The 15,309-nt window shown below is 52.2% G+C and carries 9 protein-coding genes; 5 read left to right on the forward strand and 4 right to left on the reverse strand.

Annotation, left to right across the window (positions count from 1 at the left end):
• Positions 1-213: 213 nt before the first annotated feature.
• The 5 genes from yebS (at position 214) to IV433_RS13670 (ending at position 8,211) form a co-directional block, all read left to right on the forward strand.
• Positions 214-1,461, forward strand: coding sequence for a membrane integrity lipid transport subunit YebS (gene yebS, locus IV433_RS13650; RefSeq protein ID WP_152325677.1), 1,248 nt, complete (start codon positions 214-216; stop codon positions 1,459-1,461).
• A complete protein-coding gene (locus tag IV433_RS13655; protein ID WP_195814419.1) occupies positions 1,430-4,060 on the forward strand; it encodes a PqiB family protein in 2,631 nt (876 codons plus the stop codon). The genes yebS and IV433_RS13655 overlap by 32 nt, the downstream gene beginning before the upstream one ends.
• A gap of 84 nt (positions 4,061-4,144) precedes the next feature.
• Entirely contained in the window at positions 4,145-5,662 is a 1,518-nt protein-coding gene (gene rsmF, locus IV433_RS13660) for a 16S rRNA (cytosine(1407)-C(5))-methyltransferase RsmF (protein WP_195814418.1), read from the forward strand.
• A gap of 370 nt (positions 5,663-6,032) precedes the next feature.
• Positions 6,033-7,754 (forward strand): sensor domain-containing diguanylate cyclase, encoded by a 1,722-nt coding sequence (locus IV433_RS13665; RefSeq protein WP_152325674.1) that lies wholly within the window; start codon positions 6,033-6,035, stop codon positions 7,752-7,754.
• A 214-nt stretch (positions 7,755-7,968) separates the two neighbouring features.
• A complete protein-coding gene (locus IV433_RS13670) occupies positions 7,969-8,211 on the forward strand; it encodes a YebV family protein (protein ID WP_152325673.1) in 243 nt (80 codons plus the stop codon).
• 43 nt (positions 8,212-8,254) lie between these two features.
• On the opposite strand, the gene IV433_RS13675 is transcribed toward IV433_RS13670, so the two are convergent.
• From IV433_RS13675 to IV433_RS13690, 4 genes are all read right to left on the reverse strand, one after another.
• Complete coding sequence (locus IV433_RS13675) at positions 8,255-8,905, reverse strand: hypothetical protein (RefSeq protein ID WP_195814417.1); 651 nt, start codon at positions 8,903-8,905, stop codon at positions 8,255-8,257.
• A 94-nt stretch (positions 8,906-8,999) separates the two neighbouring features.
• On the reverse strand, positions 9,000-9,392 hold the full coding sequence (locus IV433_RS13680) for an ASCH domain-containing protein (protein ID WP_165056871.1): 393 nt from the start codon (positions 9,390-9,392) through the stop codon (positions 9,000-9,002).
• Between the two features lie 96 nt (positions 9,393-9,488).
• A complete protein-coding gene (locus tag IV433_RS13685) occupies positions 9,489-12,329 on the reverse strand; it encodes a WG repeat-containing protein (protein WP_195814416.1) in 2,841 nt (946 codons plus the stop codon).
• Positions 12,329-15,046: a WG repeat-containing protein gene (locus tag IV433_RS13690; protein ID WP_229893369.1), complete on the reverse strand. Its 2,718-nt coding sequence runs from the start codon at positions 15,044-15,046 to the stop codon at positions 12,329-12,331. The genes IV433_RS13685 and IV433_RS13690 overlap by 1 nt, the downstream gene beginning before the upstream one ends.
• Positions 15,047-15,309: the final 263 nt, after the last annotated feature.

Here is a 15,309-nt window from a genome sequence, read left to right on the forward strand (position 1 = left end):
GCTTAACCCCTATAAAATAAGCATTAAATGCCCATATGAACAAGGTTAATCCTGTGTGACATCAAAAAGACTCACCTACAATAACTGTTTGCCGACCGCATAATACGTTATTTTGTCAAAAAAACCTGGCTGATATTGGCTCAATGGCCTCGCCTGACCCCTTCGGGGGATGCGTAATTGTAACAACAGGTATTCTTTACTATTCCAGGTACTATGAAAATACACACAATTTCAGCCCAACTGCCGCATATTCGCTACCAGCGGTGCAGTGAATGTGACTACCTTTTTGCGCTTCCCGCTCTGTTGCGGACGCAAACGGCGCACTGTCCGCGCTGTAACGCCAAAGTCGAAAAGGGTCGGGTTTGTTCCCTGCCACGTCTGATCACGATTGCCATCAGCATTTTACTGCTGATGCCGTTTGCCTATACCGAGCCCCTTATCAGCATCCGCCTTCTGGGCACGCGTATTGACGCCAGTCTGCTGGAAGGAATCTGGCAAATGTCGCGTCAGGGCGATCCGGTCACCGCCAGCATGGTCGCGTTTTGCACTATCGGTGCGCCGCTGACGCTGGCGCTCTCCATTCTTTACCTGCATTTTGGCAGCAAACTGGGCATGAACCTGAAACCCGTGCTGCTGATGCTCGACCGCCTGAAAGACTGGGTGATGCTCGATATCTATCTGATTGGCATGGCCGTCGCCAGCATTAAGGTCAAAGAGTATGCCGACATTAATGTCGGGATTGCGCTGGCGGCGTACCTGATGATGACCGTCATGGTCACGCTGACGATGATTAACCTGAATATCGAACAATTGTGGGAAGAGTTTTATCCGCAGCGCCAGCCTAAAGGCGTGCCCTCTTCGCTGCGCTTGTGTCTGGCCTGTAAATTTACCGGACAACCGGATGAACGAGGCCGTTGTCCGCGTTGTCACGTACCGATGCGGCTGCGTTATAAACACAGTTTGCAAAAAACCTGGGCGGCGCTTATTGCGGCCATCATCTTCCTGATCCCTGCGAACCTGCTGCCGATTTCGATTATTTATGCCAACGGACAACAGCTGAAAGACACCATTTTCTCCGGCGTCGTGTCGCTCGCCACGTCAGGCAACGTGCCGATTGCCGCCATCGTGTTTATCGCCAGCGTTCTGGTGCCTTTCACAAAAGTTATCGTGATGCTGACGTTACTGATCAGCATCCATTTCAAAGCGATTCAGGGATTGAAAACGCGTATTCGCCTCTTACGGCTGGTGACCTGGATCGGACGCTGGTCGATGCTCGATTTGTTTGTTATTTCATTGATGATGTCGCTGGTAAATCGTGACCAGCTTTTGTCATTTACAATGGGACCGGCTGCCTTTTACTTTGGCTCTGCCGTGATCCTCACCATTCTTGCCGTTGAATGGCTTGATAGCCGCTTGATTTGGGATGCACATGCAACAGGAAACGCCGAATACACCGACTGAAGCACGGATAAAACACAGGCGCCGGATTTCACCCTTCTGGCTTCTGCCGTTTATTGCTTTACTGATTGCCGGATGGCTGATTTACAGCAACTACGAGGAGCGCGGGACGACTGTTACTATCGATTTCCAGTCAGCGGCGGGCATCGTTGCTGGCCGTACGCCTGTGCGTTATCAGGGCGTTGAAGTCGGATCGGTCGAATCCATCAGCCTGAGCAAAGATCTGCGCACCATTCAGGTAAAAGTCAGCATTAAAAGCGATCTGTCTGACGCGTTGCGCGAAGGCACTCAGTTCTGGCTGGTGACGCCGAAAGCATCGCTGGCGGGCGTTTCCGGCCTTGATGCACTGGTGGGCGGTAACTACATCGGCATGATGCCAGGCCCCGGTAACGAGAAAGATCACTTTGTCGCCCTCGATACACAGCCGAAATTCCGCCTGAATACCGGCGAACTGATGGTTCATCTGCACTCAAAAGATCTGGGCTCGCTGAGCACCGGTTCGCTGGTGTATTACCGTAAAATCCCGATCGGAAAAGTTTACGATTACGACATCGAAAGCGGCAACAACGGTGTGACGATTGATTTACTGATCGACACGCGCTTTGCCAATCTGGTCAAAGACAATACGCGGTTCTGGAATGTTTCCGGCTTTAAAGGCGATTTCAGCCTGAGCGGTGCAAAAGTTCAGATGGAAAGCCTGGCTGCGCTGGTCAACGGCGCGATCTCGATGGATTCTCCGAATGACGGGCAACCCGCCAAAGCCGACCAGTCTTACGTTCTTTACCCCGATCTGGCGCAAAGCCAGCGCGGCGTGGAAATCGACCTGGATTTGCCGAATGGCAATGGCCTGTCCGAAGGCCAGACACCGCTGATGTACCAAGGTTTGCAGGTCGGTACGCTGACAAAAATCACCTTGCAGCCGGATAACAAAGTCACCGGGAAACTGACCGTCGACCCTTCCGTGCTGGATATGATGCGCACCGGAACGCGCATCGAAATGAACAGCCCGAAACTCAGCCTGAATAATGCCAATATCAGCCAGTTGCTGACCGGCAACACGCTGGAACTGATTCCGGGCGACGGCGATGCGCAGAAGCATTTCACCGTCCTCGACAGCAACCAGCGTTTGCTTCAGGATCCGGCCACCAGCAGGATTCAGCTGGTTGCGCCGCAAAGTTATGGTATTGATGCGGGCCAGCCAATCAAACTGTATGGCATTACCGTTGGTCAGATCATCGATCGCACACTGACAGATGAAGGTATTTTGTTTAATGCCGCTATCAAGCCGGAATACAAAAACTTACTGCATAAAGACAGCAAGTTTGTTGTCAACAGCCGCGTTGATGTGAAGCTGGGTATCGACGGGATGGAAGTACTGGGCGCCAGCGCGCAGGAATGGGTGGATGGCGGCATTCGCATTATTCCGGGCGGAAAAGGCGAACCCGCGCAGAAATATCCGCTGTACAGTAATGCGGAAAAAGCCGCTGAAGGCATTCAGGGCGATCAACCCGGCGCTACGCTGACGCTGACCGCGAAAAGCCTGCCAGACATTCAGGCCGGTTCCGTGGTGCTTTACCGTAAATTCCAGGTGGGCCAGATTGTGAACGTGCGCCCGAAAGCCAGTGAATTTGACGTGGATGTCTACATCCTGCCGCAATACCGCAACCTGCTGACCGAAAAGAGTATTTTCTGGGCAGAAGGCGGAGCCAAAGTTCAGCTTAACGGCAGCGGCCTGACCGTTCAGGCATCGCCGCTGGATCGCGCACTGAAAGGGGCGATCAGCTTCGATAACTTTGAAGGCGTGCTGACCAGCAAAGGCACCAAGCGCATTCTTTATGATTCCGAAACCTCCGCACGCGCCGTGGGCAGCCAGATCACACTCAATACCTACGATGCCAGCAAACTTTCCGCGGGCATGCCAATCCGTTATCTGGGGATCACTATCGGCCAGGTGGAATCCCTGAAACTGGATCCTCAGCTTAATCAGGTTTCCGCCAAAGCCGTGCTGTACCCGGAATACGTCGACAACTTCGCCCGCCGTGGCACACGCTTCTCGATCGTTTCACCGGAGATTTCGGCCGGAGGTGTCAGCAATCTTGATACCTTGCTTCAGCCGTACATCAACGTTGAAGCCGGAAAAGGCGTCCCTGCGCGTAACTTTGATTTGCAGGAATCCACCATTACCGATTCGCGTTACACCGACGGACTGGGCATTGTGGTTGATGCAGCAGAAGTTGGCTCACTGCAAATCGGTACGCCGGTGCTGTTCCGCGGCATCGAAGTAGGTACGGTTTCAGGCTTCTATCTGGGCGCGATGGCTGACCGAGTAAACGTGACATTGCGCGTCAGTAAAAAGTACCAGTATCTGGTACGCGAAAACTCCGTGTTCTGGCTGGCCTCCGGCTATGACCTACAGTTCGGTCTGACCGGTGGCGTATTCAAAAGCGGAACATTCCAGCAGTTCATCCGCGGCGGGATTGCCTTTGCAACGCCACCGACCACCCCGCTGGCACCGAAAGCCGCCAACGGCAACCACTTCCTGCTCAATCCGGAAGCGCCGAAAGACTGGCAAAAATGGGGAACGGCGATCCCAAGGAATTAACCGATCCCGCGCTTTCAGAGGCCACCTGCGGGTGGCCTTTTCATTTCATTCGGCCAACACCCGCGCCTTCATATGCCGGCAAATATGCTAAACTCCGCGGCAGAAAACACCTTCAGTTCTGGAAACCAACTCTTGTCAAAGCTCACCACTGCCAGCGATTTCGCTGATAAATTACCTGCCGCCTTTCTGGATGCGACGCGCGCAATCATGCCAGCCAGACTGACCATGGAAGATTTTATTGCGATATGCCAGCGCCCTCTGCGCCCCAGCCTGCGGGTCAATACCCTGAAAATCAGCGTGACGGATTTTCTCGAAATGGCGTCAGGATTTCAGTGGGATTTAGAGCCAGTGCCCTGGTGTGCCGAAGGTTTTTGGATCAACCGCCACGCCCTGGATGATTCCCGATTAGGTAACGCGCTGGCTCATCTCGCCGGGCTTTTTTACATTCAGGAAGCCAGCTCCATGCTCCCCGTCACGGCCCTGTTTGCTCACGACACACAGCCTGCGCTGGTGATGGACGTTGCCGCGGCTCCGGGCTCAAAAACGACGCAGATTGCCGCACAGATGGAAAACCGCGGGGGCATCGTTGCCAATGAGTATTCCGCCAGCCGCGTGAAAGTGCTGCATGCCAACATCAGCCGCTGCGGCGTGAGCAATACCGCGCTGACCCATTTCGACGGGCGCGTGTTCGGTGCCGCGCTACCCGAAACGTTTGATGCGATCCTGCTGGATGCGCCCTGCTCCGGCGAAGGCGTGATTCGAAAAGATCCTGATGCCATGAGCAACTGGTCAGAAGCCAGCGTGGCTGAAATTGCTACCACGCAACGCGAGCTTATCGACAGCGCGTTTCACGCCTTAAAGCCAGGCGGCGTTCTGGTGTATTCCACCTGCACGCTCAATGCGCAGGAAAATCAGCAGGTTTGCCAGTGGCTGCTGGATACCTACGCCGGTGCGGTGGAAACAGAATCTCTGGAAGATCTATTCGATGGCGCGCAAAAAGCGGTGACACAGGAAGGTTATCTCCACGTATTCCCGCAGATTTATGACAGCGAAGGTTTCTTCGTTGCCCGTTTTCGTAAAACAGACTCTGTACCGCGTTTGCCGGTTCCCGGATATAAAGTCGGCCGCTTCCCGTTCTCGCCACTTTCACGTCAGGACAGCGCGGAAATAATCAAAGCCGCCGCCAGCTCCGGGCTTTCATGGCCTGAAAAACAATACACATTGTGGCAGCGCGACAAAGAAATCTGGATCTTCCCGGCCGTGCTGGAACCCTTATTCGGCAAGGTCAGATTTTCGCGTATTGGCGTCCGTCTGGCTGAACGCTTTCCGAAAGGTTTCCGCTGGCAGCATGAAGCCGTTGTTGCTTTCAGCGTCAATGACGCCAGCAACCGGTTTGAAATTGATGATGAACTGGCACAGAACTGGTTGCGCGGCGTCGATATTTATCCTGAAAACACCCCGGCGACGGATGAATGTCTGGTGACGTGGGCAAATCAGCCGCTGGGGCTGGCAAAAAAAATCGGCAGCCGGATTAAAAATAGCCTGCCCCGCGAACTGGTCAGGGATGGAGCAACGCGGCACCAGACATTTTCGAACGATTAATTAATTTAACTCTTTCAGTAATTTTCTGTGCCACAGGATCCTCCTGCTGGCGCAGAAAATTCTAATAATCTTTTCTTAAATTCGATAAAAATAAGTCTGCTATGCTTTTAACCTGATTCTGCGCCGGTACATTTTTAGGTGAAATCAGGGTGACAAACTGCATGGAACAAATGACTGTGAAAAATTTTGTGCTACATATATTGGATATCCTTTTATTTTATCCATATAGGTTAATGGAATTATAAGTAGGAATAATCCTAGCCTGACATGTATTATTGCCCTCAAGATAACATTGCCGGTGATATATCATTTTTAGATATAAATCATAGTGCCTGATGTTGAGTAAAGACCTGCCAGTCGGAGAAGTATCATGTCGGATGAAATGAAACTCGAATCAGCAGATGGCCTGCTTTTACAGCAAATGGCCAGTCTGCGGGATATTATCGATAACAATTCTGACTGGATCTGGGAAGTCGATGCACAAGGACGTTACGTCTTTTCCTCAAATAAATGCATCGAGTTTCTTGGCATTCCGCCCGAACAAGTTTTAGGCAAAACGCCTTTTGACTTCATGCCGCCTGACGAAGCCAAACGCGTGGGTGAGCAGTTCGCTGCGATTGTTGAACGCCGCGCCCCTTTTGGCGGATTACTGAACCGTAATATCCGGCCGGATGGCAGCGAAGTGATTCTCGAAACCAGCGGTGTTCCGCTGTTTGATAACGACGGCAATTTCCGCGGCTATCGTGGCATCGACCGTAATCTGACCAGTCTGGATCAGGCTCCCGGACAACGTCTTTTCCAGCTCGAAACCATTTATTCCAACGCCCCTGTTGGCCTGTGCTTTATCGATCTGCAAATGCGTTATGTCACCGTGAATGATGCGATGGCCAACATCATTGGTCTGCAACCGTATGAAGCAATTGGCCGCAAAATCGGGGTTTTCCTGCCCGGCCTTTCACCTTTGCTCAATAACGCACTGGAGATGGCGCAGCGTAACGAAACGACGCCAGACCGTGAATTTTCCGTTCCCGGTAAAAATCAGGTTTTCTTCGTGCGTATCAAAGCGGCTTACGACGCACAAAATCAGCTGAACGGGCTTTCTGTGGCGATGACAGATATCACCAGCCTCAAGCGTATGGAGCGGGCACTGCGCGAAAGCCAGGAGCATTACCGCAACATGGTGGAACTGAACCCGCAAATCCCATGGACCGCCGACCCGCGCGGCATGCTCAATGACGTCAGCTCGCGTTTTCAACGCATCACCGGCATGACACGTCAGGATATTCTGGCGGATAAATGGATCCAAAGTATGCATGTTGAAGACCGCCGTGCCGCGGTTCAGACCTGGGAGCAATGCCTTAAAACCGGCGCGCCTCTGGATATAGAAGTCCGGTTCTGCCACGTTGACCGCGGCTGGAACTGGATGCGCATCCGCGCGGCGGCCAGTTATGCAACGGACGGCTCAATTCAGCGCTGGTACGGCACCGCAGAAGACGTTCACGAACGCAAATTGCTGGAACTTAAGCTGGTTAAAGCCAACCGTCGTCTGGAAATTCAGGCACGTACCGATTCACTGACCAAACTGCCGAACCGTCGCGAATTTAAAAAAGTGCTCAGTCACGAATATATGCGCGCCAAACGCAACCGTACGCCGCTGACCGTGGTGATGATCGACATCGATTATTTCAAACATTTCAATGACCACTATGGCCATCTCTCGGGCGATGCCTGTCTGCGTCTGGTGGCAAGAACGTTGCGGAAATCACTGAAACGCAGCACAGATGTGGTCACCCGTTTTGGCGGTGAGGAATTTGCCGCTATTTTGCCGGATACTGATTTGAAAGGGGCATGGATTGTCGCCCAGCACATTATGGAATCAATCGAAACGTTGGGCATCAAACACAGCTTCAGCGAGTTTAACCGCGTGACCATCAGTCAGGGCATTGCAACATACCGGCCAGATCAGGACCCGGATATCGAAGATCAGTCAGATATTGTCAGCGCGGCAGATGAAGCGTTGTATCTTTCCAAAAATAATGGCCGTAATCAGATCAACGCAATGCCGGTTTCAATCAGATTTAACCCGCTCTGAAAACAAATTAAAGGGGCCAGTTCGTTTATCAAACACTGGCTCCTTATTCCCTTCCTTCCGCACTTTGGTTTCCCCTCTGAAAATTCGTTTCTTCACTGCCATAAAAAATCCAGTGGCACTTTTTGTGCTGTCGACTATTCTGAGATCAGGGCGCCCAACTGGTCGTACCTGATGTTACTGAAATCACTGACGTCATCCTGGCAAGGAGTACCTGATGGGAAAATCGAGTATCAGAATTGGCAGTTATGAAATTGACGATGCACATCTCTCAACGCCTGAAGCAAAAGGCGGCGATAAAGTGCATATTCCGTGCAAGTCAGACCCTGATTTGTGCATGCAACTTGATGCGTGGGATGATCACACCAGCGTCCCGGCGGTTGTCGATGGCCGTCATTCTGTGTTGTATAAAGAGAAGTACGATAAGCAGAAAGATGAGTGGATCATGCGACTGGAGTAACACAGCATGGCGAACGGAATTGTGTTCGCCATGCCGCTTGCGGTCAGTCAGTGTCAGACACCAGAGCTATTCCGCGCCCGGCAAAAAAGCGGGCAAAAGTTTCAACCGGCAGGGTGACATCCTGCTGCGAGGAAATATCGTGACCCGACGGGTTATGGAAGGTTACAGATCCGGCATCAGCCCGCGTGACCAGAACCAGATGTCCGCCCTTACCCGGCGGAAAAGATTCAGGGATACGAATCGACGGATGCACCGAAGCAATGAAAAACCGGTGAACATCGAGCTGTGAAGCAATATCTTGCGCAGAAATATTCACTTTGACCAGTGCGGTCAGCCCTAACTCCTGCCGGACATACTCCACAAACGGCGCGTAAATAAGCCCTTTAATGTTATTCCCTTCACGGACATAAGCGCCGTACGCCTGGCTGCGCCGGGTCAGTTCGAGAACGGGCACGACGTTTCCGGAAACTGCCGCAAGCACCATTTTCAGGCAACACATTCCGCAGACATGGTTGGCCCATTCGATAAATTCTTCCTGAGAAGCCGCGCCAGACTGGCGCCAGAGGCGGATATCGCTGAGCGCAATATCACCAGCGATAATCCCCGCAGCGCAGGACGGATCTTCCCACTGGCTGAAATACGGTACTCCGCAAAGGGGTGAAAACGTATGAGGGTTTGCTGTATTGGCGGACATGACTCATTCCTGAACGACAGATCGACAACATCAGGTAGATCTTATGCCTTGGGGTTTTTTGGCCTGATTTTCCTTATCAGGCCACATGATGAAGTTAGAACTTTTCGATCATCCGGAATTTCATGAGCAACAGAGGCATGGTCGGTTCAAACATTTCATATTCTTCGAAGAAACGCTGATGCTCTTTACGCCAGTAAGCCAGCGTGCGGTCACCTTCACCTTCTTCCCAGGCATGCTGCTCTGTTACCTGATCAAACGGAACTTGTTTCACTTCGGTCAGTTGTACGGCACAAACCGGATTGTTGCGGCCATCGACTACAACAAACACTTCGCCCGGCTCAGGTTCCGGATCATCATCGAGATTTGAGCAGGTCGCTGTTTTGGTACCGGCCATGACACGTTTGGCCAGTTCATCTGCTGACGATTCAGTATCACCAAAAGACCAGCGTTCTGCGTCCCTGTATTTAAGCGGGATCTGCGGGATCATAATTTATCCTTTCAATTGAGATAGTTCACTGCCATTACAGTTAAACATTAGCACAAAAAAACCCGCCGCAGCGGGTTTTGAACGCCAGCATCAGACTCAGGGTTTGCAATTATCCGGCATTTTCTGTGGCCACTGGCGAGAGCTGCCCGCGCCGTATAAAACAGAAATGCCGCACTCTTTATCTAAGCGTGCGAGTGGCTTGCCAGTCTTGTCGATCATCATCGACATTGCCGGTGTCGATACAATCGCCACCCCACCGTCAAACGGTGAAACTGCGCTGTAAACAGGCGCGATCACGTAGTTACCCTGCGCATCCACAAAGCCGTAGGTAGTATCCGCTTTAGCGAACGCCAGGCCGTCATGAGGCAAACCGAGATCGGCGTAAGAGACAGCGTCAGCGGCTTTCCCCTGCCCGTCAATCCAGGTTTTTGTGCCATCAGCACGCGTGAGAACAGCATGTCCGTCAACCATACGGCTGGCGAAACCTGCCACAGTCAGAACCAGTTTGCCGGTATTATCGACATAGCGTGTTGTGGCCTCACTGTTTTGCGGATCATAAGAAACAGGCCACGTGCTGCCCAAAGGCAGGCTCCATTTCCCTTCAGGCATCGCGGCGACACGCGCACCTTTGTCGTCAATCAGCTCAGATCCGGCAGCTGTTGTACGCAATGCGCGCCCCTGTGCAAAGGCGGAGCCCCGGGTATCGATAGCAGGTTGGATCTGCCAGTCACCTTGCGCAGATAAATAACCTTCCTGCGGCTGTCGGGATAGTTTCACCCAGTCACCCAGTGCGCTGATTCGGGTTTGCTGCTCATGAAGCTGGATATTGCCTTTGGCGTCCAGAAGCCAGGATTGCCCGGCGGCAGACGTTGCCAGAATGCGACCATCACTGAACTGATTTACCGCCAGACCGGCCGTCGGCGCAATCCGTGTTTTCGTATCATTGCCAATGATTTCTGCGATCACACCGGACTCTGGCTGATCGTCCGTTGCCGGTTGTGTCAGCAGCCACAAAGCAGAATTGATGCGCTTAACTTTGGCGTATTTAGCTTCCACCATGGTTTTACCCTGACCGTCAAGGATCCCCCAAAGGCCATTTGGCGTCTGAACAGCAACCTGATTGTTGGCATAATCACCCACATCCTGATAGGAAGGCTGAATGACGATTTTCTGGTTAATGACATCGTAAATTCCCCACAATGCCCCTTCAGCTGCCGTTTCGTGATAACGGAACCAGCCGTTACCGACCGACTCCAGATCAAACACATCCGGCAAATTGTAATGCTTACCGGCATGGTCGAGCGCCGTCAGCTTGCCGTCCAGATAATCCAGCGCGTAGCCCTGTACAAACGGAGATATGTTGTCTTCTGTCAGAGGAATAACCACTTTCCCTTGCGCATCAATCACGCCGGTGCCATCGGCCGTTCTGACAATAAATTGCCCGATATCTTCGCTGCTGTCCGCTGATTCAATATCCTGCCATTTGTTATCAATTTGCAGAGAGCCGTCCGGTTTCAGGAAACCAGCTCCTGTTTTGCTGGTCCCTGCCTCAGGGCGGATCAGAGCCAATGGCGACTGCGGGGTAACGTGATCACCGCCACCGTTGAGCGGTTCAATCCGGCTATTTTCAAGCGCGCTGATCGTCTTCTGATTCAGCAACGCCTTTCCGGTCGCATCAACAACATTCACGACGTCGCCCTGATCATTGCGCAGCCACAGACGGTGATTGATCACTTCCGCACTGGAAATTTGCGCCAGCCAGCCGACATTCTGTGCACCACCAATCATTCCACCTGAAGGCGCAACAATCGCGTTCACTTTTTTCTGCTCACCGCGGGTGGTCACCAGAAACTCACCGGTAGTCTGCCCCCACGGCTCGCTGGCGGCAGGCAACGTCAGAGGTTGTTTACGGCCGGGAACAAATACGATGAGATTTTCTTTCGGTGTCGGGTTAAGGACATAGTCCCCCGAAACCCGCAGAGAGGCGGCATCAGAATCGCTAAACGTTGCTATCACAACGGCGGAGTTATCCAGTAACTTCACACCATCAGCCGTTTTCGCCAGCCAGAAAGCGCCGGTTTCTTCACTTACTGATAAATACTTTTGCTCATCCTGGATGCCGTCTGCACGAATTAGCGTAATTCCGTCGGAATTTTTCGCGAGTGCCACTGCCGGATTACGCGGGTCGAGAGTAATTGCGGCGTACTGTGGTGCAACGCGCCAGCTCAGATTTTCATCCACGATGCCATAACCTTTGCTGGCATCGAAGGCGATGAATAATCCCTGAGTACCAAAAGGTTCAGCAACTTCCATTTTGTCTGTTGCTACATGGCGAACACCATTGGGGGAAAGCAGCACGCTGTTAAAAGACAATTGTAAACGTGCCGGAAGACCATTACTCAGAATGGCCTCGTCCACTAAATCATCCAGCGCTTTTCCAACCTGCGCGCCTTTACGATCGATAATCTGCGATTTCCCGGCTACCGTTACAACGGCTAAACCGGATTCAGTGAAAGGTTGTACCGCATCGAAACCCGGCTGAATCAGCCAGTTCCCGGTGGTATCAATAAACCCCCACTTTCCCTGTTGTTTAGCGGCTGCGACGCCGTAGTGATAATCACCGACATCTTCAAAGACAGGTTTTATAACCAGTTGCCCCTGATTATCCAGAAAGCCCCAGCGCTCACTGGCTGCGTCAGCAGCCGGTAAAAGCACAGCCGCGCGCCCTTCACGAACATCACGGATACACAGGTTTTGAACAACCGGCAACGCGTTACGCCGTTGTACATCGTTTTGCGAAGCAGGCAACGGAGCAAAACAACCGGAAGGTTCAGCCGCATTTGCAGAAGCTGTCAGCGTCAATAAGGCCAGTGCGCTGCTGGTATTCAATGCGCAAAGAAGTGCTATCCGTAGCCTTGAAGGTTTGCTGACAATCATTAATTACTCCCGGTACCGCATGAAGGCGCTTTTGCAGGCCAGAGATAAGCGCCTTTTGCGTCCACGATTACGCGCTGATTACAACGCACCTGAATTTTCGCCTGAACGGCACCTTCCGCGTTCAGTAAGCTGACGACACCTTTGCCGCCTGCCCATGCGTGTTTCTCGCTGAAATTATCGGCCCAGTCGAATTTAGGCAAGATAGCGAAACGGCCGGTCGTGCTGATATAACCAAAGAGATTGCCGTAAGTCGATTTCTTCATGGCTGTGGCAAAGTTATTATTCATAGCGCCAACCTGATCAAAATAAGAACCGATCAGTTTCTTACCTTGTTGATCAACGAAACCATAAAGCCCTTTGCTGTCGCGTAACGGGATAACACCGGCACTGGCTTTATCTGCCTGCAAGCTGTCGAGCCCGGCGAAACGCTGGATCTCATTACCGTCATTGTCATACAGCACCGTTTCGCCAGTCACGTCATCATTCATAGTCAGACGCACCAGCGAATTCAACGGTTGAGCCTGCTCGAAACCGTCCAGCGGAACAGCACCGTGATCGTTAATCAGCGTGGTATGCCCGTCGCTGACGGCACGGCTCCAGTTCAGTGGCGAAATGAAATTGAATTCTGTCGTATAAAAAGGCTGAATCTGCCAGTCACCCTGCGGGTTAATGGCACCCAAGTGAGGAGAGAAACTGAGCATTACCCAGTCGCCCTGCACTGAGCTTGATGAAGCTGCAATGGCTTTGCTGACAGGATAACGACCCGCGCTGTCTAACAGCGCTACGCCCCCTTCGGAAGGCTGGACCAGCCAATGCCCCTGCCCGACGGATTGTGGTCTTGCCAGCAGATCCCCGGCGATTGCCTGACCGCTGTTTGCGCTGTACAGGCTGTAATGACTCGAAAGACCACTGCGTTCGCCTGGCTGATCGTTATCTGACAGGGTGAAAACGCCTTGTCCGATATATTGGAACTTCCCGCTGCGGCTTGAATCCGGCGCAATTGCCCATACGCCGTTGGTGCCGATAACACCCCATCCGGCATCGGCTTTCGCCAGAGCGAACCCCTCATTGAAGGATTCGATTTGAGTAAACTGAGGGGCTGCTTTAATACTCTTGCTCGCAATATCCCATAAGCCCCAGCGACGGGCATCATTAGCACCTTCGGTGTAATACAACAGACCGCCGGAAAGACGCTGGGCGTTTTGCAAGATATCTGCTGGCACATCCGTTGCGCTGCCATTGCGGTCAATTAGGCGTTTGGTATCGGTATTATTAGTGTTTTCGACAGCCCAGGTGTAGTCACCGGAAAACGCGCTGATCTGCTGGTAAACCGGCTGAATAACCCATTTACCCGCGCCGTCTACCGCCCCCACTTTTTGGGTTTGGGTATGGACTATCAGCGGAGCCTGAGACGCATCGCCATCGATAGCAGCCCACTGAGGATCCGAAAGAACGTTCCCCTGCGAGGTCAAAATTGCCGGTGGTTTTGTGGTATCGGCAGGCGTCAGAACCGCCCATGGTAGCGTGTGCGCTACATCCGCAGTGACTTCCGGCAATGTGGCGATATCATCGGTCAGCACCGAGGTACCCAGTGGCTTCACCTGATAATCTTTCAGCGCCGCGAGCGTGGCATCATTGAGTAATGCAACGCCATTGTTGTCATAAACCTGAACAACCTGCGGAGTTTTACCTTCAGTCTGCATAACCCAGAGGCGGTTGCCCTGTTGCAGGAACTGAGGTTTATTCATTTTCAGGGAAACAACCTGGTTATCGGCCCCAACAATGACAATACCTTTGCTGCCCGTTCCCAGCGTTGCCTTGCCCCAGACGATAATATTTTCGGACTGATCGGCAGGAATATCCTGCACTTTTTCCAGTTTGCTGCTGAGCAACTGCCTGGAATTATCGTTGCCGGTAACCAGCCAGCTACCAGAGGAGAGAGGACGTACAGATTTATACTGTTCTTTATTTAATGAAACGCCCTGACGATCAACGAAACTCCATACGTTTTTGATTTTGACAGCAACCACGTCGCCGCTGAGCTGAGGCTCATCGCGCGCTTTCAGGATCATCGGATCAATTGCCCAGTCACCGTTTTCGTCCAGATATCCCCAGTAACCGTCATTTGCGGAATCACGCTTTTTAGCAGGGATGAGACCGGACTGCGGCAGATCGAGCGCCATAACATCGTCAGGCAGGGAAAGGGAACGATCGGTTGCAGCATTCCACAGCGTCGGGGATACCTGAGTTTGGACGCTTGCCAGCGCCTGTCCGCCCGCAAAACCATGGGTGTCGAGAGAAACAGCAAACGGCAGCGTTTTCACAACGGCACCTTTGCGGTCAATGATTGCCAGACGATTATCCGTGACGACCAGCGCCGTACCCTGTGCATTGAAATCGGTTGCGCGGGTAAAACGCGGTTCAATGACCCAGTGGCCTTTCTTATCGATGTAGCCGTATTGATCGCCTTTTTTAACAACGGCGAGATCATTAACAAATCCGCGCGCGTCGCTGAAATCAGGTTTGATTGCCATGTGCCCGGTGGTATCAAGATAGCCCCATAGTGGCTCACGTGATAACCCTACCTGAACAGCCGAAAGCCCCTGTTGAAAAGGTAGCTGGCAGTCTTTGGCCGTTTTTGCATTGCCACATGCCCGTAACTGCGAGTCATCCGCGTGTACCGGCAGGCTAAAAGTCGCATTCAGAACCAGGGCCAATGCGCTTAAATTTCTGAAATGTTTGAATTTTTCGGAGCAAATCATCCGATGCCCTTATAACTGGAGAAAATAAGAAAGTGTAGCGCACGTTTTTTTCATCACCCGCATTGTGCGCGTGTGAGACGGTAAAAAATCCGATAATAATCAATTTCAAGCGCACGCACATGCTATACACCTATAGGGTGTCAGCTTGCGAAAGAAAAAGCAGCTAATTTATTACCCTGTAACGAATGAATACACTTCATCACTGCATAGAAAGATAA

Origin of the sequence: Rahnella laticis (assembly GCF_015644585.1) — a bacterium.
Classification (GTDB): domain Bacteria; phylum Pseudomonadota; class Gammaproteobacteria; order Enterobacterales; family Enterobacteriaceae; genus Rahnella; species Rahnella laticis.